Here is a 22,179-nt window from a genome sequence, read left to right on the forward strand (position 1 = left end):
TTTTGTTTTTATGTTGATCGCTTGTTGCGTCGCACTCTTGTACTTAAAGAACAGCTATGAGCATTATCAGCCCGAAGCTCAAAGCTCGCTGCTCAAAGCTCAACAGTACAAGTGAGTGACACAACCGGCGATGCTACCTGTACAATAGCTGGTAACATAAAAATCAATACTTATTTTAACCGCTGATAGATTTTATCAACAACTAATTTCACAAACACTTAGTTTTATTGCTCATTTAGTCAACACACAATTTTTCCAATTAACTACTTATGAAACATGTAAGCTTATTGGTGCTATGCTTTTGTATGTACATAATAGCAGCGGCACAGGAAACGTTTCCGGTCAATGGTGTTTCGGATCTGCGTTCAGATCAATTTGTATTTACCAATGCCACTATTGTAAAAGATGCACAAACCACTTTGCAAAATGCAACGCTTTTAATTAAGCGGGGAAAGATAGTTGCAGTGGGTGCAAACATTGCAATACCCAAAGATGCCGTGGTAATTGATTGTAAGGGTAAATATATTTATCCTTCATTTATTGACATCTTCAGCGATTATGGTATTGCTGCACCAAAGTCATCCGGTGGTGGTGATTTTTTTAATTATATCAATAGCAGTCCTACAAAGGGGGCGTATGGGTGGAACCAGTCTTTGAAACCTGAGACCGACGCTTCAAAAATTTTTGCTGCAGATAATGGTAAAGCCGGCGACCTGCGCAGTGCAGGTTTTGGCGTGGTGCTTACGCACCAGCAGGATGGTATTGCAAGAGGTACAGGAACACTTGTGACGCTAACAGATGAAAGAGAAAATTTTGCCATGCTGAAAGATAAAGCAGCAGCTTTTTATTCTTTTAATACAGGCACATCAACACAGGATTATCCCAACTCATTAATGGGTTGTATTGCTTTATTAAGACAAACTTATTTAGATGCACAGTGGTACAAAACACGCCCTGCAACAGAAGGTACTAATTTAAGTTTACAGGCATGGGATGATAACCAAAACCTGCCACAAATATTTGATGCAAGTGATAAATGGAATGATCTGCGGGCTGTAAAGATTGCCAATGAATTTGGCGTGCAATACATTATAAAAGGTGGTGGTAATGAATACCAGCGCATGGATGAAATGAAAGCAAGCAAAGCTTCATTCATCCTTCCGGTAAATTTTCCGTTGGCAATAGATATTGAAGACCCCAATGATGCAAGGGTTGTAGCATTGAGTGTAATGAAGCATTGGGAAATGGCGCCACTGGAGCCAGGGATGTTTGAAAAAGCCAATATCAATTTTGCTTTGACAGCGTCGGGTTTGAAAAGCACAGGAGACTTTCTTAGCAATCTCCGTAAAGCAATCGATAATGGATTAAGTGCAACAAAAGCGCTTGAAGCATTGACCAAGACACCCGCCATTATGATCGGCGCTTATGATAAAGTGGGTAGTCTTGATGCAGGAAAGCTTGCCAATTTCATCATCACCAGTGGTCCTGTGTTTGATGAAAAAACAACCTTTTTCCAAAACTGGGTTCAGGGTAAAAAATATACACTTACAGAAAGCGGCTGGAATGATTATCGCGGTAACTATAAACTAACTGTAAAGCAAAATAATCAAAGCACCACTTACAATGTTGAAGTAAAAGGAAAACCTGATGATCTTTCAGCAACTTTACAAACACCAGGTGACTCTGTAAAAAATGATGTCAAATTATCTGTAAATGATAAGATGGTAAAAATGACGTGGAGCCTGAAAGCAGATAGCAGCAATCTTAACAGGCTTACCGGTTTAATTAGCAATGAAAAATTATGGATGGGTAACGGCTACAGCAGTGCAGGCAATGCCATAAGCTGGAACATGCAGTATGTATCAACGTTTATTGAAAAGCCTGATACACCCAAAAAAGAAGAAAAGAAAAAAGATAGTGTAACTGCTAAAGTAATGTATCCTTTTCTTGGTTTTGGCTGGACAGAAGCACCCAAACAGGAAGACATGCTGATCAAAAATGCAACAGTATGGACAAGTGAAAAAGAAGGTATTCTTGAAAATACAGATGTGCTGTTAAAAGGTGGAAAGATCGCAGCCATAGGAAAAAATCTTACTGCAGGTAATGCAAAAGTTATTGATGGCACAGGAAAACATTTAACTGCAGGTATCATTGATGAACACTCACACATTGCTGTTACAGGTAGCGTAAATGAATGTTCTCAATCAGTAACGGCAGAAGTAAGGGTTGCGGATGTTATCAATCCTGATGATATTCAAATTTACCGCCAGCTTGCAGGTGGTGTAACCAGTGCACATATATTGCATGGCAGTTGTAATACGATTGGCGGGCAAACACAACTCATTAAAATGCGTTGGGGTAAAGATGCAGAAGAGATGAAGTTTGCTAACTGGGATGGCTTTATAAAATTTGCATTGGGTGAAAACGTAAAACGTTCTTTTGGCCAATCAAACAACAGGTTCCCCGATACACGTATGGGCGTTGAACAGGTATTGATGGATGCATTCACACGTGCAAGAGATTATGAAAAACTTGGTCCAAACAAACGCAAGGATCTTGAACTCGAAGCGCTATCAGAAATTCTTGAAAAGAAAAGATTTATTACCTGCCATTCTTATGTGCAAAGTGAAATAAATATGCTGATGCATGTGGCAGATACTTTTGGTTTCAGGGTAAATACATTTACGCATATACTCGAAGGCTATAAAGTTGCAGACAAAATGAAAGCACATGGTGTGGCTGCTTCAACCTTTAGTGATTGGTGGGCTTACAAAATGGAAGTGCAGGATGCCATGGCATACAATGCTGCCATTATGCAAAAAGTTGGGCTTATTGTTGCCATCAACAGCGATGATGCAGAGATGGCGCGACACCTTAACCAGGAAGCGGCCAAGAGTATCAAGTACGGTAATCTTTCCGAAATACAGGCGCTCAATATGAATACCATTAATCCCGCTACCATGCTGCATGTTGCAGACAGGGTCGGCAGTATAAAAGTTGGTAAAGATGCAGACGTAGTGCTCTGGAGCGCAAGCCCGGTAAGCATTTACGCAAAACCAGAAAAGACAATCGTTGATGGCGTTGTTTATTTCGATATTGAAAAAGACAAACAAATGCAGCAACAGATAGCCGCAGAAAGAAATTGTTTGATACAAAAAATGATTAACGCAAAAAAAGGTGGCGCTAAAACAACAGCAGCTACTGTAACATTCGATGTTATCAACGAATGCGAAATAGATATGCAGCATAATCATTCAATATGGCAACAGCAGTAAAAATAAATCGTATGAAAAAAATTTTAAACCAGGCAACGGTATTTCAATTAAACTTTTCTTGCGTCGCACTCTTGTACTGCAACAAACATTTCAACATACAAGACAGTGTTTATAGACTCTTTCAAATAGCATAATACATATACAATGAAAAAAATATTATTGAGTATTTGTTTACTCACAACAATCATAACAACAAAAGCGCAGGAGACTGTCTACCCGGCTCCGGCGCAACAAGGCAATATTGCACTCACACATGCTACTATTCATATTGGTAATGGAACTGTTTTGCAGGATGCAATGGTTGTATTTGCCAACGGGAAAATTATGAGTGTGGGACCTACCGAGCCAATAAAAGATAACGCCAAAATTATAGACTGCAGCGGCAAACATATTTATCCAGGGCTTATTTCTGCAGCAACCAATCTTGGTTTGAACGAGATTGGTGCAGTGCGTTCCACAAGAGATGAGTATGAATTAGGTAATATCAATCCAAGTGTTCGTTCTGTTATTGCTTACAATACAGATTCAAAGATTATCAACACAGTTAGAAATAATGGAATACTATTAGCTAATGTTATTCCCAATGGCGGCATCATCAGTGGCTCATCTTCTGTAATGCAGCTTGATGGCTGGAACTGGGAAGATGCTGTTTACAAAATGGATGGTGGCATTCATTTTCGTATGCCTTTTCTTGTACGGTTTTCAGAAGATAATGACCCAATGAAAGATGCGATGAAAAATATTGATGAAGTACGGACTTTCTTCCGTGAAGCAAAAGCATATTTTGATGAACCAAAACATGAGCACACGAATTTAAAGTTCGAAGCGGTAAAAGGTTTGTTTGATAAAACACAGACTTTCTTTGTGCATTGCGAGCTGGTGAAAGAAATGATGATTGCATCAGAATTTGCCAAAGAGTTTGGTTTCAGAACAGTGATTGTTGGTGGCTCTGACAGCTGGAAGATCGCTGACTATTTAAAAGAAAACAATATTGCTGTTATTGTTGACCAAATGCACACATTGCCCAACATGCAGGATGATGATGTTGATCTTCCCTATAAGTTGCCTTATCTTTTGCAGCAGGCTGGCGTTACTTATTGCATCTCTGACCAGGACGAACAAAGCCGTTACCGCAACCTGCCATTTAATGCGGGCGTGGCTGTGGGCTATGGCTTAACCAAAGAACAGGCATTACAGGCTATTACATTAAACGCAGCAAAAATATTAGGCATAGATGCACGCACGGGTTCTGTAGAAACCGGCAAAGACGCCAACATTGTAGTAAGTGATGGAGACATTCTTGATATGAAAACAAGTAACATTATTTACGCATTTATACAGGGCAGGCAAATAAATCTTGATGACAAACAGAAACAATTATACGAGAAATATAAATATAAGTATAGTTTGAAGTAAAGGAAAAGTATATAGTGTATACATGGTTTATAAAACAAAAAAGCGGCTTCACAAAATGTGAAGCCGCTTTTTTGTTTAGTGGCAAACCTGCTCTTTAAAACAGTTTAACTGATGTTATAGAGATGAACGAATTGCTCACCTATCTGTAATTTTATTTTTGTGGTCGCGAATCTCCTTCGTCGATTTGCGACGCAACGAAGATGCCATGAAATGCCGACGCTTGTATCATAATAATTGCGGCATTGAGGATTACTCTTTTATTTAAAAAAGTATCCTCGAATTTCATTTCATTGAAACTAGAATAAATAACAGACACTTCAATAAAGCTATTGCTGGTATCAAAAAAGCTATTAGTAATTTCACTTTGTAACTTTTCTTATGCCGCTGTAAAAGACAGCTGATCTTTCTTTGCTAAATAAATGATTTGCATTTTCTCTTAAGTGTAATTAAATTTATACATCTCAACATTTACAAAAAACACCTGCCATGTCAAACAATCCAGGAACAATCTTTATCAACTACCGCAAAGACGACAGTAACTGGAATGCATTGGCTTTGTACAACGACCTGCAGAAATATTTTAAAAAAGAACAACTGTTTAAAGACTTCAACGCCATTCTTCCCGGCGATGATTTTGTGGTTAGCATACAAAATGCATTGAATAAATGTAACGTGTTGCTGGTTGTAATTGGCAGGAACTGGCTGCACATGGAAGGCGCAGATGGTAAACGCAGGCTTGATGATCCTGATGATTTTGTAAGACTCGAAGTGGCCACCGCGCTTGAAAGAGGCATATCGGTAGTGCCTGTTTTGTTTGACGGAACACCAATGCCCAAACCCGAAGAATTGCCCGAAAACTTAAGACTGCTTTGCAGGCGTCAGTTTATAGAAATAGATCCCAAACGTTTTGAAGATGATGTGCGTAACCTGGCCGAAGCATTGAAGAAGATATTGCCAAAAGATGAAGAGCAGGTTCATCCTAAGCCCGGCCCACAACCTCAGCCTAAACCCAATCCGCCAAATCCCGGTAACCAGGGTGGTACGGCTTACCATACAACTCCGAAGCCGGATAATAATCTGTTGTGGGGCATCCTTGTAACAATACTTTGTTGTCTGCCACTTGGTATTGTCTCCATCATTCATGCAACTAAAGTCGATGGTCTTTATAATACAGGCCAATACGAACAGGCTGTTGATGAAGCAAAAAAAGCAAAGCAGTGGGCTATGTATGGAGCAATTGCAGGTATAGTTGTATATGTAATTTATTTTTTGCTTGTTGCTGCAGGATCACTAAATAGTTATAGCTATTAGCGGTGTAAATTTTTTGTACCCGACATTTGTTTTTCATAGCGCCACCTGTTGCGTCGCACGCTTCAGCGTTCAGATAATTGATGAATGCATGTATTTATAGTGACTCCAAAGGATTATAAACTCGAACCTTATATTGGAAGCATTGAAGGAATTTTCCTGAATTTGATGGCATTTATATGCATAAACATGAATAAAAAGTTCGATGTTTGGGAGACATGAGTTCTTCAAATATTTTCAATTTTTAGCCCATCCTACTGCGTCATCCCACTTTCTGCAGGATGTACAGCAATACCCGTGCTTGTTAGAATTACCGGCGCAGAAACATTTTCTAACCCTGATGTATCTCCAAAACCAGCCTCCCATAAAAATGCACCAGTACTGGTATTAATAGCGAAAATTCTGTTAGCGGCGCTAACGTACACAGCATTACCAAGAGAAGTTGGAGATGAAAGTAGGGTATAGAATGATGACGGAGTTTTAAAGCTCCATGCTTCTATACCTGTTTTAGCCTCCAATGCTATTAAACTGTCAGGCGCAGTTACAAATACCAGTTTGCCATTTGTAAATTCATTTTTATTCCTGGCATAATAAGGGGGTTTGTTTAAAGTATATTTCCATACCTGTACACCCGTTTTTGCATTTACTGCATACACATCACACATAGGTATATCACCGTTTTGATAGTTGGTATGTGTATAGATAAGATTATTGGCAAATGTGGGCGCAGAGGATCCATCTGCTGTTGATGAAAAAGGATATGTCCATCTGAAGTGATTCAATGTATCAATGCATTTAAGCCCATTATCTTTTGGTGCAAAATATAAGTTGCCGTTTATATAGCATGGAGAAGTGGCGTAATAATATTCACTCGAGTCCGCCCATTTTGTAATACCTGTATTAATATCTACTGCGTACAGTTTTTTGTTGTTATTGCAATACACCGTTTCATTTATTACAACAGGAGAATTAAATGTGCCATTGTCGCTTGTAATGGGATCACGCAGGTACCAGATCTTTGCTCCTGTATTGGCATCTATTTTATAAATGGCGCGTTGGGAAGCCACATACAAATAACCATCTTTGTAGAACGGGCATGATGCGGAATAAATATTTTCATTAAGATTGATCTTCCAGATCTGAACGCCTTTTTTAGCATCCAATGCATACACATGTGGACTGGGATTTGTACTTACCACAAATACCATCCCGTTGGCTACACATGGCCCACCCAATGTAAGGTTCTCATCATATAATTCACGTATCCATTTGCTTGCACCTGTTATGGCATCAACCGCATGTACAACAGTTTTACTATCGTAATCAGCAGTAAAAATAACCAGCCCGCCTTTTAAAATATTGGCTTCATCAATTGTTGAAGAAGAAACAGTTGCAGATGTTGCAATATCTTTTTTGCAGGAATAACAGGATGCAAATAAAAGGGTAATAAGGATTAATTTGATTTTCATAAAATGGTTGTTGGGTTTCAATTTACAAGCTATCGAAAATAATAATTTAGTTTTGGATATATCGTGCTTGAATAAAAGATTTTTATAAAATGTTTATGTTACCGGCATTTGCTTTTCATTGCATCACCTGTTGTGTCACTCACTTGTGCGCTCTGTTATTATGGCATCGGTCTTCATAATTACGTTAACCAAGGCACAGGAAGCTAACACACAAATCCAGCCCCTCATTCCTGCGCCAACATCTCTTATATATTCTTAAACCAACAGGGCCAACATCTCGTATATATTCTTAAACCAACAGGCGGGCACTTGTGCATTCTGTTTTTATGGCAGCAAACTGTAGTAGAAATTTTAGCCATGGCAACCATCCGCAACATCCCTGGCTCTACGCATATGCTATGGAGGAGATGTTCGGTTACCGTAATGTATGCAAATCTATTTCTTCAATTTCTTTATAATGTGTAACTGCATAAAATCCTTGCTCACCTGTTAAATAATATTTTGCAGAACTATGTATATAATCACCTCGGCTGTTTGCAAGATTCCATTTTCCTTTGCATGGATTGCTGTGTATATAGCTGAGTTTTTGTTCCAGCATTTTATCACTGTTGCACCATTTCCAGTCAAAAGATGTTTCAAATACTTTGTGCTGCTTATTTGCTTTGATCTCTGTTTCATTTCTTGCGTTACTTAATAAACGCAGTATTGAAGTGTTATCCTGTTTTTTCAATTTGTTTACAATATCATAAGCCATAAACCGCTTGCCATTTGAGATAATAGTATTAATAGATTTACCACGATTGCAAAACGCAATTACTGCATGTAAATGATTAGGCATAATGGTATACCCTACAATATAATGCCCTTGTTCTTTTAATATATTAAACCAGTTGTAAACACTTTGGTATGCATCTGCTATTTCAAACAAAGAGAGCCAATTGGTGCAGGTGAACGTAATTGAATAAATACCGCTTGTATTGTCTATATTTCTTCTTACCGGCATGCAATAAAGATAATAGGCACTAACCGAATCCGCAACATCCCTGGCTCTGCGCATAGCTATCGAGGAGCAAGCTTTATTGTTTCTTACCTGCTCAATGCACTTTTCAAAAAACGAAAGCGGTAAGCTATGTAATGATTCCTGGGAGTTGGCACTCTTACATAAAGTCTTACCAAAACAAAAAACCTAAGCATTATCTGATAGCAGTTGCTTAGGTTTTTGCGCTTTGTGGCCTCGACAGGAATCGAACCTGTATCTGGAGCTTCGGAAACTCTTATACTATCCATTGTACTACGAGGCCGGTTGCTGCAAATGTAGCTTTTCATTTTTATAAAAAAAGAGTGCGCTGCTTTTAAAAGCAGCGCACTCTATAAATGGTGGCTAGACTTAATTATTTTGCCTGAACTTTTAAAGTTACCGTTACATTGTTTCCTAATGACATGCTGCTGCTTCCAATACCAAAGTCTCTGCGGTTAATAGTAAATGAACCTTCAAATAAATAACTGCCATTCGATGGGGTTACAGTAAATGGAAAACTTACTTGTTTGGTTGTACCTTTTATAGTAAGATTGCCCGTAATGTTCCCGGCGGTTACCGCTGTGCTTACAAAACTGATAACAGGATATTTTTTCACATTAAAATAGTCTTCATCTCTCAGGTGATCGTCCCTCATGTCTATACCCGTATTAATTGTGTTTGCATCAACTGTAACATTGAATACAGAGGCAGCAGGATTTGCGTTATCCCACTTAATAACTCCTTTCAGGCCTTTAAATTCTCCATTGGTATTGATACCAAAATTTTTGATAGCAAAGCTTACTGCATTATCAGCATCAACCGGTTTAAGATCGGCTGATATAAATGACACTAAAAAAAATGCCGGAAGAAGTAGTGTAAAAAATTTACGCATAGATCTTTTCTTTTAACGAAACAATTCCCGTACCGCTGCAGGCAAAAATACAGCAGTTGGTACAGTGCTCATAAGTTTTAACTCTTCGCTTAGATTTGTTTCATTGTCGAGGAAACGAAGTACACGTTGCGGAGGATTCTTTTTAAAAAGATCTGCAAATATTTTATCGCCACTTAATTTTTTGTGATGGAGTATATTAAGCAATGTATTGTCGTAAACAGCAAAACGTTTTTGGATAAAAGCAGTATCAATATGCGGGTCTTTCTTTTGTATGAGAGCCTTAATAATAACATCTGTATGTTTTTGAATAAACCGAAAGGTAAACCCACTACTGGCTTTTGTTTGCCCGCCGGCAGTTCCGAGATTTACAATACTTCCTTCACCTTTTGAAAAAGGAAAATTGGTCATGGGGATTACACCGAATTCTTCTTCTTCTATTATATAATCAAAGACCTTAAGATAATTTTTGAGATAGTCCTCTAAAGCATCATCATATTGGTATTGCTCCAATACTTTTTCTGTGAACAAAGTATATTCTATCAGCGCTTTATTTGGTGCAACAGGCAATACATAAACAAAGCTGGTACCGCGCTGCTGGCTTATACGAAAATCCATGAAGGTGGCTATGCGTTCATCAAAAATATTGGTAGGTGTTTTTATTAACCAGCCTTTGAAATGTTGCAGAAAATAATAGAAGCTCACGCCTCCACCTAAAGGAGGAACCTTAATGGTGGTATTAAAAATGATGCTGTTGAAAATATAATTTGCCAAATATTGCCTGCCCTCAATGGTAACTTTTCCTTTGCCTGCATCATTGGAAAGTGATTGAACATCGCCATACAAAAAATGAATATTGCTTTGTTGTTTTGCTTTATCCAAAACATAATTGTAAAAATCTATTCCACGTATCATCTTGTATTCGTAAGGTGCAATATCAAAACGTGCAGAGAAATGATCTGAAAAAAAATCTATTTGTTTCCAGCGATGATGAATGATCTCTTCAAAGGCTCCGGCATTGGTTTCCCAAAAACACCAGGTACGATCATTTGTTTTTTTTGATGATTGATCTACTACCAGTATTTGCTTGTCATGAAAAAAAGAATGTTGCATCATGCGGTGCAGCAATGAAAGACCTGCGCAGCCAGAACCGGTGATGATATAATCGTATTGAGTTGACAGTAGTGATGATGAGTAAATGATGAGTAAAATAGTTGCGTAATGATAAACAGTACAAGCGTGCGACGCAACAGGCGATGCCATAAAATGCCGCAGCTAAGTTCATAACTATTATTGCGGCATTCACTGTAAGTAAATTATGCTGCCGGGTTCATTATCTTCTTCTTTCTTATTGCTTCATCACGCTTTACTTTTTCCCAGTATTTTTTCGCAACATATAATAAACCAAAACTTTCGCCTTCTTCTTTGCCTGTATGTTTATGATGCATCTTATGTGCCCAGCGTATGGTTTTTACATAACGGTTATTACTGCGTGTAAACCATTTGAAACGCTGATGAATAATTACATCATGCACCATAAAATATGCAACGCCATACATGGTTATGCCTGAACCAATACTTACCACCCACCATGCTTCCTGCATCCAGCCAAGCATGATGCAAAGCCAAGCCGGTATTGCAAATATTAGAAAGAATGCATCATTCTTTTCGAATACATGATGCTGGTTGGGATTATGATGATCTTCGTGCAGGTACCACAAAAATCCATGCATCACATACCTGTGTGTGCACCATGTAATACCTTCCATAAGCAGGAAAGTTAACAAGGCAATTATTGGGCAAATGATCCAGCTCATAAAAATGTTTGTAATACAAGAAAGAATAACAATTGTATGATAAACAAATGTAAAGCGAATTGGTTGTGTTTATCGAACTTAAGCAGGCGGAAAACTGTTAAGAGTACCGCGCTTACTGCAAACCAGCAAACAAAATTGAAGAGCGGAATTTCCCCTTCGGGCTGCCACTGCCAGTAACCAAGCCTTATAGCCGTAGGTTCCAGCACCCAATCAAAAACAGTGGTAAGGGTAGCTGCATCGAACAGAAAGGAAAGCGTTTGTACTGTAGCAGATGGCCGCTTTTCTACATCAATCTTTTGTAGCAACCATTCATTCAGCCTGTGTATAATATTGCCTGCACAAAAAACGGTAGTAAACCAGTTAACACCAATCAACCATGGCACTGCATATATCTTCGGGCCTAACACTGTGCCGTAACTATAATTACCAAAAAGATAACCAGTGTTAACACCAACTATTTCCACAATAACACCAGTTGCAAAACATAATACTGCAAACATCCAGAAAGAAATTGTTTTATCTTTTTGTGTAAAGATCAGTAAGGCTGCCATCAGCAAAAGTGTAAGCGGTGTATTGTTGATGAACCACTGCTTGTACGGTGTAAACAAAATGCCAATAACGCCACATACATGAAAAAGTATGGCAAGAAATAATGCAATATTTTGTCTCTGGTTACCTGTGATCAATTTTTATTTTTTGAATTTTTTGTGACCGGGCTACATTGCTGCTATAATGCTTCCGTTGCGTCGCACGCTTGTACAGCAACAATATTATTAAACAATTAATGCCTCCATTTTTTTATATCCTCCTTTACCAGTTCACTCATGATCTTTGCGCTCTTTAAACATAAAGGAATGCCACCGCCCGGATGCACACTGCCTCCTGCAAAATACAATCCTTTTATTTTATTGGTAAAGTTGGGATGCCGCAGAAAAGCAGCTATGCGACTGTTGGAACTTGTGCCATATAACGAACCCATATATGAGGCAGTTCTCTCTTCTATTAAAACAGGATCCAGTATTTGTTCTGATTCTATTAATGGCTCAATATCTGTTTGCAATAACCGATTCAGTTTTGCAATAATAGTTGCCCTGTATTGTTGCTGGTATGCTTTCCAGTCCTGTCCAACATTTGCAGGTGCATTTACCATTACGAACCAATTTTCTTTACCTGTTGGTGCCTGTATCCCCGGTTCACATTTAGCCGTGATATTAATATAAACGGTAGGATCGTTGTAGAATTTTTTATATGCAAACAAAGACTCAAATTCTGCTTTGTAATCTTTACTAAAGAAAATATTGTGCAGGCCAAGCTCATCAAATGTTTTATTGATGCCCCAATAAAAAACAAATGCACTGCTGCTGCGCTCCTGGTTTAATAACTGGTTAGCTTTTGAATTATCGTTTAACAGATACTTGTATGTTCCATAAACATCCATATTACTTACAACAATATCTGCAGGGATATTTTTATTATTTACCACTACGCCTTTTACTTTTCCCTCACTGTTAATGATACGTTGAACAGGGCGGTTAAATTCAAATTTGATGCCTTTTTTTAATGCAAGCTGATATAACGAATTTGTAATACTAATCATACCGCCTTTTGGATAATATGTTCCCTGGTTATATTCAAGATGCGGTATTAGCGAAAGCATGCCAGGTGCTTTATAAGGGTTACTGCCATTGTATGTTGCGTAACGATTAAAAAGTTGCACGGTACGTTCATCTGTGAATGAAGCCTTGTTTACACTATTTAATGTCCCAAACAAATAATTCCATCTAACGGTAGTTACTGCTTTGCCAAGCGGCGCTTTGAACAACGAACTTTTTTTATGTAACGAATGATTGAGAAAAACAGTGCCTATATTATTATACAAATTTGCTGATTGCTGCAAGTATTGCTGAATGTTTTGCGGTTGCTCATTAATTTTTTCTGCAAGCTCTTTGGCAAATTTTTCTTTGTTTGTGTAAGCAGTAAGTTTTGTGCCGTCCTCATAAAAATATTTGCAGGCAACATCTACTGCGGCATATTCAAAATAGTCGTAGATGTTTTCACCGGCCGACTCAAATAGTTCTTCAATATTTTCAGGTTGTGTAAATAAACTGGGGCCTGAATCAAAATGATAACCATTCATTTCAAAATGGCTGAGCTTGCCGCCGGGGTAATTATTTTTTTCAAACACCGTTACTTCTATTCCCTGCAGCACAAGTCTTACAGCGCTTGCCAAGCCTGCAACACCACTGCCTATAACTATTGCACGAAGGGAATGAGACACGTATTAGAATTTTGCGAAAGTTATTACGAACAGCCTGGTTTATGCAGCATACTTTAATTTCCACCAATCTAAAATGCGGGGAAATGCTATGGCAAACCAAATTGTATATTTATGTGGATGTGAATCCAGAGACTGCTGAATATCTTCCATTGATTTGTAGCAATAATCCAGCACTTCATTAATGTTAGGTTTTATTACACCATCGTATGTGCCTGTATATACATGATCAAATTCATGTTCTGTAAGACCATTATCGAAAGGTGCATTGTAAGTAAATTCAAACACTTCCTGCAATTCTGTCTCAAAGCCCAATTCTTCCTGCAACCTTCTTTTTGCAGCCTGTAAGGTTGTTTCTCCCGGACGGGGATGACTGCAACATGCGTTGGTCCATAAATTAGGGCTATGGTATTTCTTTTTAGCTCTTTGCTGCAATAACATCTGGCCTTCTGCATTAAAAATAAATATACTGAATGCACGGTGCAACAACCCCTTTTCATGCGCCTGCATTTTTTCCATTATACCAATCTCTTCATCATGCTCATTTACCAGTATTACATTTTCCATGCGTTAAAAATAAGTATTAGCCTGCAACCTGTGAAAAGTTTAGCAGCTTTGTATATTTAAAGGGTGGTATTTATTTGCTGAATTATGGGCTAAACGTACAAGTGAGTGACACAACAGTTGATGCCAAATAGGAGTAAGCCAATGCACAAAAAACTATAATAGATTTAACTGACTTCTTAGCCCTGCTTTGGCAAGTATCATGGCTTTTCCATAATTGGGTATACGGATGCGACGCTCTAATATATTTTGAGGCTGCAGTTTTTTTATTTTACGGAACAGGGAGAGATAATATTTATACGCTACATACACGCCAAATCTTGCTTTTACAGGTAACCTGACAATGCCCTGGTATGCATTATCAAAATCTTTTTGAATATCCTGTTCTATCGCAAACTTATTTGCTTCACTAAAATTTCTGAAATCGCAAGAAGGAAAATACATCCGGTCAAGACCTTCAAAATCATTTTTTATATCGCGCAGAAAATTTACTTTCTGAAATGCAGCGCCAAGGCTTTGTGCGTAGGATTTTAACTGATCGTATAAAACTTTATCGCCTTCACAAAAAACATACAAACACATTAATCCAACTACTTCTGCACTACCATAAATGTATTGTTCATAGTTTGTTTTGTCATATTGAATTTTATTAAGGTCCTGCTCCATGCTTGTAAAAAAAGAATCAATTAATTTAAGATCAATATTGTAGTAGTTAACGGTTTCCTGGAAACTATGTAAGATAGGGTTAAGACTTATTCTCCTTTCAATGGCTAAATAGGTTTCATGTTTGAATTCATTAAGCAATATAGCTTTATCATGATCATGAAAAGTATCAACGATCTCGTCTGCGAAACGCACAAAGCCATAAATATTGTGGATATGCGGCCGTAGCGTTTTGTGCAACAGATTGATGGCCGATGAAAAAGAAGTGCTGTAACGTTCTGTTGTTATACGGCTGCACTCCCTGCTTACTTCATGAAAAAGATTCATCATAACTGTATAATGATTTTCTTACACACTTTACTTGTGTGATACAATATCTGATTTATAACCCATGAACAAATTAAAAGTTCAGCTTTACCACCTTAATCTTATACAAAAAATATTTTTGTTAAGCATTGAATTTATTAGCTTTTAAAACTCTTCAACACTTCTTTTGCAACAACTTCCCCGCTGATCAAACTGGGCGGTACACCGGGGCCGGGCACTGTTAACTGGCCGGTATAAAACAGGTTTTTCACTTTCTTACTCCGACATGCCGGTTTTAAAATAGCTGTCTGCATTAAGGTATTGGCAAGGCCATAAGCATTTCCTTTGAAGGAATTGTATTCATGAACAAAATCGCTGTGCGCAAAAGTCTTTTTGTAAACGATATACGGTTTAATTGACTGGCCGGTCTTTTGCTCCATTCGTGTAATGATCTTGTCAAAATAATATTCACGCAATTCTTCTGTATCATTATCCAATCCTGTGGCTACGGGTATAAGAAAAAAAAGATTTTCACAACCTTCCGGCGCTACGGTTTTATCTGTAACAGAAGTAGCACTTACATAAAATAGCGGATCTGCTGGCCATTGTTTTGTCTCGTATATTTCTTTTCCGTGTTGCTCAAAAGATGTGTCAAAAAATAATGTATGATGTTTTAGATCATTGAGTTTTTTGTTTAGGCCAATATAATAAATAAGACAACCCGGAGCCATAATTCTCTTATTCCAGTAAGTTTCCGTATAGGATCTATATTCAGCGGGCAATAAGGCAGTTTCTATATGATGGTAATCTGCGCCACCAATTACTGCGTCAGCTTCAAAAGAAACGACTTCTCCTTTAAAGGAAGTGATCACTTTTTTTACTGCATTTTTTTCTATACTAATCGTTGATACATCGTGTTCAAAATAAAACTTTACACCAAGCTCCAAAGCAAGTTCATGCATGGCTTTTACAATACTATACATGCCCCCACCGGGATACCATGTGCCGCCTTTTATATCAGCATGATTCATGAGGCTGTACAATGCAGGTGTTTTTTCTGGCAGTGCACCCAGGAACAATACAGGAAATTCCATCAATTGCTGAATTGAAGGATGTTTGAAATACTTACCCACGTGGGCTTTTATAGAATTAAAAACATCCAGCTTAAATATACCTGTGAGCAAATCCCAATCTAAAAATTCACTGAGTGACTGACCTGGCTTATGCACCAGTTTATTAATGCCAATTTTGTATTTGTATGAAGCTTCGTTAAGAAATTTATCTAATTGTTTTCCACTGCCTGATTCCATTTTTTCAAAGAGGTCTTTAAGCGCTTCATAACCTGCCGGAATATCCATTATGTTATTCTTTTCATAAACACGATAGGAAGGGTCAAGACGGTGCAGTGTATAATAATCAGCAACTTTTTTTCCAAAAGCATTAAAGAAGTGTTCAAACACATCAGGCATCCAATACCAGCTTGGACCCATATCGAAAGTAAACCCATCAGCTTTTAACTGTCTTGCCCGGCCACCTGGTGTTGCATGTTTTTCCAGCACAATAACTTCACAACCGGCTTTGGCCATAAAGCATGCAGCCGATAAGCCGGCAAAACCACTGCCGATAATAAGTACTTTTTTTTTCACAAGCGAGAACAGGAAATTAGGTAAAGTTCTTTAGAATCTTTCTATATGCGCTTTCAACAATTTTCTTGCAAAGTGTATACGGCTTTTGATGGTGCCTAATGGTTCACTAAGCATATCTGCTATTTCATGGTATTTGAAACCATCGTAGTATAAAAGAAACGGGTTTTTAAATATTTCTGGTAAGTTAAATATTGCTTCATGCACTTCTTTCATATTGATCTTACTGATCGCTTCATTTGTTACGGATGCCTGGTTAAGGTTAAGCAGAAAATCATTGGGCGTATTGTCGAAAACGACATTCTGTTTTGACCTGCGACGATAATTATTTATGAAAATATTACGCATGATCGTGTATAACCATGCTTTTATGTTAGTTCCGACATTGTATTTCTCCTTATTGGCCAATGCCCTGTAAAGCGTTTCCTGGAAGAGGTCTTTTGCCGCCTCCGTATCGCGGGTAAGCGTTGCTGCAAATGGCTTTAAAAATTCGGCATTACTTACCAGCATCTGGTTAAATTCTACAGTTGACATGGCAAAGATTGTTTAATTATTATACCAGTAAAGTTAAACATATTTCTTTTAGGTTTCCAAATATTTTGTTTAAAATTTGTTATTAAAAAATGAAACAAAATATTTTGACTATGTATGTTATTTATTATCAGGAGAAGTAGTATAACTAACGGAGTGATTCCTAGACATCCTATTGGGATTACTATATAAGATTAACCAAAAATAAAACAGACCCGGAAGGCTAAGAAGGTAGTTTACTTAATGTGCTAGATATAAAAACAGAAATAAAAAGTGGTGCTTCATCGCCGCATCTGTTGCAAAAGTTGAAGTGTGCGACGCAACGAAGCTGATAATTGATATAAAGCCAGGTACAAAAGAAAAATTATTTCAGGCAAGAGCAGCCACATACTCCATTACTTCGTGCAGAGATTTTTTTAATGAAATTTTTGGCGGAACTTTTTTCTTATAGTGCTGTGCCAGTTGGCCTGATATAATAATAGGCTGATCCGGCAATCGCGTTGATATCTTTGAAAGGTATTTTTCAAAATTAAAATTCAGCGCTACAGAAGTAAGATGTGAATATAAAAAATCGGGCTTCTTAAGTTTTGCAACAAATTCAATATCATTTAAAGGGACATTGGCACCCACGTACAGAACTTTAACACCGCGGCTTTTGAGCATGTAATGCATAAATAAAAGACCAAGCTCATGATGCTCTCCCTCAGGTAAAAAAAGCAGCACAGATTTGTTTACACTAAGATGTGTACTGGCACTTTCAATACCGGTAATCAACTTCTGCCTTATGATATTTGTTACCAAATGCTCCTGTGCGGGATTGATGTGATTAGTAACCCATAAAATACCAATGCGCTCAAGAAAAGGGAAAATAATAAATGTGATAGTCTTCTCAATCCCACGTGCAAGAATAAAATTATCGAGTAACATTTCGAATGCATCAAGATCAAGATCAACCATATGTTGTATCAGCTCATTAATTATCCTTTCCTGCTGTGCCTGCGCCTGCGACAATGAAAGAATTTTCTCTTTCATCTCCGCTTCGCTCATCCTGTCAATATGCGAAATCTTGTAGCCATATTTGTTAAGCAGTGAAATATTAAGTACAGTTTTCAACTCATGAGAACTGTAATACCTGATATTTGTATCAGTGCGTTGCGGCTTTAAAAAAGAATAACGCTGCTCCCAAATCCTGATGGTATGAGCTTTAATGCCGGAGAGGTTTTCAAGATCTTTTATGGTAAACGCGTTCATATATTATATTACAAATATGACTGGTTTTTTGTTTAAAAGAAATTATAAATAAATTAAACATATTTAGAGCATGGCCTGCGGTATTCCAATTGGCTTTTCTTATGACGTTTCACTAAAACCTGCAGCATTCCTGTTTACTGAAACAACCTTAGCAGCATTAAAAGCCTAAATAACTAAGTAAAGCATCTGTTCAGCTATATTGCCTGATGATTAAATGGTTGTAATACCATCTCGCTAACAACCCCGCTTGCAGGTTGTTGACAAAGGAACCAGATAGCTTTAGCAGCTTCTTCGGCTATGATCATCTTATCTCTTTGCACGCGCAGATCAATAGTGTCCCAGAAAGCAGAATCAACACCGCCGAGAAATAAATTTGTGATGCGTATTTCTGTACGTTTTAATTCCTCACGGATGCTTTGCATCATACCCACCAATCCATATTTAGAAGCACTATATGCTGCAGCACCTGCCATCGGCACTTTACCCAACACACCCGGAATATTAATGATCAGCCCCTTCTTCATTTCTTTCATGGGGGGCAAAAAAGTTTTTACCAAAAGAAAACTCGCATAAAGATTTGTGTTAATCGTTTGCATAAAATCGTCTTCTGTTAATTGTTCTACTGGCTTTATAATTCCTATTCCCGATGCATTAATTAAAACATCTATACCAGGCATTGCCATAAAATATCTTTCCTTCAACTGCTTTACCTGCTCTTCATTTGAAAGATCTGCTGCAAAGATTTTCTCCCCGGAAATTTTATTACTTATAGCAACCTGCCGAATTTTTTTTTCATTCCTCCCGGTAATAAATACATTGGCACCGCTATCCATTAATAGTTTTACAAGTGCTGCACCAATACTCCCTGTTGCGCCTGCTATTAATATATTCTTCCCTTTAATACTTTCCATAAGAGATCGTTTAATATTGGTCGAACAACAATTAGGCAAAGCATTTGTTGTAAGTTGGCTTCGCAGTCATCTAAGTAATTATCATTTACAACAATCAGATAAGCAAGTATGAGCCTTCGCAAAAAACCATGGAATCGTGTAAATCTGCCTGTATATTCCGTTAGCAGCACAGATGGAAAAGGCTTTCATAACATGCACATCATTACATATGCATCGCAGGTAAGTATGCAGCCAAAGCAATTTATATGTGGCATTTATTATGGCACTAAAACATTAGAGCTTGTACAAACGCATAAAAGATTTGTGTTGCAGTTACTTTCCAAAGAGCAATACAAACTGGTGAATATATTAGGCAGGAAATCCGGCAATGATTATAACAAAATAATCTACCTGGAAAAGAAAAATCTGCTGCAACCATGGAATGGGTTTTATATACTTAAGCATGCACTGGCAGTTATAGAATTGCAAGCCCATGATCTTTTGCTGCCGGATACTACTATGCCGGATCATCATTTATTTCTCTGTAGTGTGATTGCTTATAAGAATTTAAATGATGGCCAGCCACTAACACTGGATGAATTGCGAAAACATAAGATAATACGCATATAATTACTATAATCAATAACCAGTAACTATTATGAACCAGGCTGTGTGCTGCTATTAAACTTCTCTTGCGTCGCACACTTGTGCGCTTTGTCCACTGACCAGCATTGATCAGAACCCTGAAGTGAGTGACACAACGAAGACGCCAAATGATAGGCAGCCCGTAAAGAAAATAATTTCTTCCCGCTACCATGCACTGCTACTCTTTTGTTTGAAAGAAAGCGCCTGCAATATTTTAAAGCCTCAACAGTTGTAAAACGTACGACAATCAGGAAAATTTTAGAAACATAATTTTGAACAAAATAGTTTTCATCCTGTTAATTATAAAAAGGAATTATTATGAAATACCAGATTTTATTGCTGTTGAAAGCAACATCAAAATGGATGGGATTATCTAAAGCATACAGGGACAAAGTGTTTACAGATGTAGTATATCCATTATTTCTAAATTACACTGCTGATCTTCAAATACAGGTTTTCAGCACAGAAGCATTTCATGCATCTGTATCAGATGTGATCAATATTGAAACAGAAAATATGGAAGAATATTATCACTTTTTGCAGCAATTAAAAAGCTCAAGAATTTTCAGTGAAGAATATTTTGAATTGCAGGATGTTATTGTTGGAATGGAAAATGGTTTCAGAAAATTTAATGATGATGCAAAGAAGAACAAAAGTTTTGTGATGAATTGATGCCATGGTGTAGAACGAAAAACGCCACACAGTATACTGTGTGGCGTTTTAACTTATAAAAAGATTTTGTTACAACTTTATTCTTCTCAAATATTCACCATAGCCGCTCTTCTCATAAAGCTTTGCAAGGTTCATTAATTGTGCATGATCAATAAATCCCATCCGGTATGCTACTTCCTCTATGCACCCAACTTTCTGGCTTTGTCTTTTTTCAATCACACGCACAAATTCACTGGCATCTGCAAGTGATTCGAATGTTCCTGTATCAAGCCAGGCCACACCTCGATTCATAACACCAACCTTTAATCGTTTTCTTTCCAGGTAAACTTTGTTTACATCTGTAATTTCATATTCGCCACGTGCAGACGGTGCAATATTTTTTGCAATACTCACTACCTCATTATCGTAAAAATATAAACCCGGAACTGCATAATTTGACTTTGGTTGTTTGGGTTTTTCTTCAATAGACAACGCTTTAAAATCTTTGTCAAACTCAACCACTCCATATCTTTCAGGATCATTTACTTCATAAGCAAAAATGGCTGCGCCATCAATATCATTAAATGACTGAACCAATTTGCTAAAGCCTGATCCATAAAAAATATTATCGCCCAGTATCAATGCTACCTTATCATTACCAATAAATTTCTCCCCAATTACAAATGCCTGTGCAAGTCCGTTGGGCACAGCCTGCACCGCATAAGTAAAGTTGCACCCAACAGCGCTTCCATCGCCAAGCAGCTTCTGAAATTGTGCTGAATCATCAGGTGTGGTGATGATAAGAATATCTTTAATTCCTGCCAGCATCAGCACAGATAACGGATAATAGATCATGGGCTTATCATAGATAGGCATGATCTGTTTACTGATGGCTTTAGTAATCGGGTAAAGGCGCGTGCCGGAACCGCCTGCAAGAATAATTCCTTTCATATATTATAAAGTTTCAGTAATGTCTTTTAATAAAGGATTTACTTTATCTTTTTCACTTAGTAATAAAGAGGCTTCATCAAGTTTCCAGTCAATACCCAAAGCCGGGTCGTTATAAATAATACCACTTTCAGATTGCTTGTTGTAAACATTATCACATTTATAAAAAAAAACAGCAGTATCGCTCAATACAATAAATCCATGCGCAAACCCACGTGGTATATACAATTGTGTCTTCGATGTGTCAGACAATTCCATTGCAAAATGTTTTCCGAATGTTGGCGAATCTTTTCTTATATCAACAGCAACGTCTAACACTGAGCCTTGCAATACACGCACCAGTTTTGCCTGCGCATGTTCTCCCCGCTGAAAATGCAGACCACGCAATACACCACGAACTGAGCGTGATTGATTGTCTTGTACAAAAGGATTTGCTATTCCTGTAAGCGCTGTAAATTTTTGCTGGTTAAAACTCTCAAAAAAATAACCACGGCTGTCCTCAAAAACGGTGTCATGAATAATGTAACAATCTTTAAGTGGTGTTTCCTCAATTCTCATTTATGCTATTATATTTTTATGTACCAAACTCAAGTAATTCTATTCATCGTTCCTTGCGTCGC

20 protein-coding genes and 1 tRNA gene are annotated in these 22,179 nt (G+C 37.7%); 5 read left to right on the top strand and 16 right to left on the bottom strand.

Going from position 1 to position 22,179, the window contains the following annotated elements; translation table 11 throughout:
• The first annotated feature begins 269 nt into the window (after positions 1 to 269).
• The 3 genes from FRZ67_RS12035 (at position 270) to FRZ67_RS23630 (ending at position 6,002) form a co-directional block, all read left to right on the top strand.
• Positions 270 to 3,275 carry an amidohydrolase family protein gene (locus FRZ67_RS12035; protein ID WP_147189803.1) on the top strand — a complete coding sequence of 1,002 codons (3,006 nt, stop codon included), beginning with the start codon at positions 270 to 272 and terminating at the stop codon, positions 3,273 to 3,275.
• Positions 3,276 to 3,419: 144 nt separating this feature from the next.
• Complete coding sequence (locus tag FRZ67_RS12040; RefSeq protein ID WP_147189804.1) at positions 3,420 to 4,691, top strand: amidohydrolase family protein; 1,272 nt, start codon at positions 3,420 to 3,422, stop codon at positions 4,689 to 4,691.
• 486 nt (positions 4,692 to 5,177) lie between these two features.
• The gene (locus FRZ67_RS23630) at positions 5,178 to 6,002 is read left to right on the top strand and encodes a CD225/dispanin family protein (protein ID WP_147189805.1); all 825 of its coding nucleotides are present in this window, start codon (positions 5,178 to 5,180) and stop codon (positions 6,000 to 6,002) included.
• A gap of 251 nt (positions 6,003 to 6,253) precedes the next feature.
• On the opposite strand, the gene FRZ67_RS12050 is transcribed toward FRZ67_RS23630, so the two are convergent.
• The 14 genes from FRZ67_RS12050 to FRZ67_RS12115 all read right to left on the bottom strand — a co-directional run bounded on the left by FRZ67_RS12050 (position 6,254) and on the right by FRZ67_RS12115 (position 19,336).
• On the bottom strand, positions 6,254 to 7,468 hold the full coding sequence (locus FRZ67_RS12050) for an outer membrane protein assembly factor BamB family protein (RefSeq protein ID WP_147189806.1): 1,215 nt from the start codon (positions 7,466 to 7,468) through the stop codon (positions 6,254 to 6,256).
• Positions 7,469 to 7,883: 415 nt separating this feature from the next.
• Entirely contained in the window at positions 7,884 to 8,525 is a 642-nt protein-coding gene (locus FRZ67_RS12055; RefSeq protein WP_147189807.1) for a hypothetical protein, read from the bottom strand.
• 172 nt (positions 8,526 to 8,697) lie between these two features.
• Positions 8,698 to 8,769 (bottom strand) — tRNA-Arg (locus tag FRZ67_RS12060).
• 90 nt (positions 8,770 to 8,859) lie between these two features.
• A complete protein-coding gene (locus tag FRZ67_RS12065; RefSeq protein ID WP_147189808.1) occupies positions 8,860 to 9,378 on the bottom strand; it encodes a YceI family protein in 519 nt (172 codons plus the stop codon).
• Between the two features lie 12 nt (positions 9,379 to 9,390).
• Positions 9,391 to 10,638 (bottom strand): lycopene cyclase family protein, encoded by a 1,248-nt coding sequence (locus FRZ67_RS12070; protein ID WP_147189809.1) that lies wholly within the window; start codon positions 10,636 to 10,638, stop codon positions 9,391 to 9,393.
• Positions 10,639 to 10,691: 53 nt separating this feature from the next.
• The gene (locus tag FRZ67_RS12075) at positions 10,692 to 11,192 is read right to left on the bottom strand and encodes a sterol desaturase family protein (protein ID WP_147189810.1); all 501 of its coding nucleotides are present in this window, start codon (positions 11,190 to 11,192) and stop codon (positions 10,692 to 10,694) included.
• Entirely contained in the window at positions 11,189 to 11,878 is a 690-nt protein-coding gene (locus FRZ67_RS12080; RefSeq protein WP_147189811.1) for a carotenoid biosynthesis protein, read from the bottom strand. Before FRZ67_RS12080 ends, FRZ67_RS12075 begins: the two co-directional genes overlap by 4 nt.
• A 95-nt stretch (positions 11,879 to 11,973) precedes the next feature.
• Complete coding sequence (gene crtD / locus FRZ67_RS12085) at positions 11,974 to 13,470, bottom strand: 1-hydroxycarotenoid 3,4-desaturase CrtD (protein WP_147189812.1); 1,497 nt, start codon at positions 13,468 to 13,470, stop codon at positions 11,974 to 11,976.
• Positions 13,471 to 13,509: 39 nt separating this feature from the next.
• Positions 13,510 to 14,034, bottom strand: coding sequence for an isopentenyl-diphosphate Delta-isomerase (idi, locus tag FRZ67_RS12090; protein WP_147189813.1), 525 nt, complete (start codon positions 14,032 to 14,034; stop codon positions 13,510 to 13,512).
• A 153-nt stretch (positions 14,035 to 14,187) separates the two neighbouring features.
• Entirely contained in the window at positions 14,188 to 15,024 is an 837-nt protein-coding gene (locus tag FRZ67_RS12095; RefSeq protein ID WP_147189814.1) for a phytoene/squalene synthase family protein, read from the bottom strand.
• Positions 15,025 to 15,158: 134 nt separating this feature from the next.
• Positions 15,159 to 16,646 (bottom strand): bifunctional phytoene desaturase/3,4-desaturase, encoded by a 1,488-nt coding sequence (gene crtID / locus FRZ67_RS12100; RefSeq protein ID WP_147189815.1) that lies wholly within the window; start codon positions 16,644 to 16,646, stop codon positions 15,159 to 15,161.
• Between the two features lie 30 nt (positions 16,647 to 16,676).
• Entirely contained in the window at positions 16,677 to 17,177 is a 501-nt protein-coding gene (locus tag FRZ67_RS12105) for an RNA polymerase sigma factor (RefSeq protein ID WP_147189816.1), read from the bottom strand.
• Between the two features lie 366 nt (positions 17,178 to 17,543).
• Positions 17,544 to 18,425 (bottom strand): MerR family transcriptional regulator, encoded by an 882-nt coding sequence (locus tag FRZ67_RS12110; RefSeq protein WP_147189817.1) that lies wholly within the window; start codon positions 18,423 to 18,425, stop codon positions 17,544 to 17,546.
• Between the two features lie 194 nt (positions 18,426 to 18,619).
• A complete protein-coding gene (locus FRZ67_RS12115; protein WP_147189818.1) occupies positions 18,620 to 19,336 on the bottom strand; it encodes an SDR family oxidoreductase in 717 nt (238 codons plus the stop codon).
• A gap of 108 nt (positions 19,337 to 19,444) precedes the next feature.
• Here FRZ67_RS12115 and FRZ67_RS12120 point away from each other — a divergent pair, with 108 nt between their 5' ends.
• Complete coding sequence (locus FRZ67_RS12120) at positions 19,445 to 19,945, top strand: flavin reductase family protein (RefSeq protein ID WP_147189819.1); 501 nt, start codon at positions 19,445 to 19,447, stop codon at positions 19,943 to 19,945.
• A gap of 333 nt (positions 19,946 to 20,278) precedes the next feature.
• The gene (locus tag FRZ67_RS12125; RefSeq protein ID WP_147189820.1) at positions 20,279 to 20,632 is read left to right on the top strand and encodes a darcynin family protein; all 354 of its coding nucleotides are present in this window, start codon (positions 20,279 to 20,281) and stop codon (positions 20,630 to 20,632) included.
• A 69-nt stretch (positions 20,633 to 20,701) separates the two neighbouring features.
• Here the strand turns inward: FRZ67_RS12125 and rfbA are convergent, their stop codons facing one another.
• Both rfbA and rfbC read right to left on the bottom strand, forming a co-directional pair.
• Entirely contained in the window at positions 20,702 to 21,562 is an 861-nt protein-coding gene (rfbA, locus tag FRZ67_RS12130; protein ID WP_147189821.1) for a glucose-1-phosphate thymidylyltransferase RfbA, read from the bottom strand.
• A 3-nt stretch (positions 21,563 to 21,565) separates the two neighbouring features.
• On the bottom strand, positions 21,566 to 22,117 hold the full coding sequence (gene rfbC / locus FRZ67_RS12135; RefSeq protein WP_147189822.1) for a dTDP-4-dehydrorhamnose 3,5-epimerase: 552 nt from the start codon (positions 22,115 to 22,117) through the stop codon (positions 21,566 to 21,568).
• Positions 22,118 to 22,179: the final 62 nt, after the last annotated feature.

Origin of the sequence: Panacibacter ginsenosidivorans (assembly GCF_007971225.1) — a bacterium.
GTDB lineage: Bacteria > Bacteroidota > Bacteroidia > Chitinophagales > Chitinophagaceae > Panacibacter > Panacibacter ginsenosidivorans.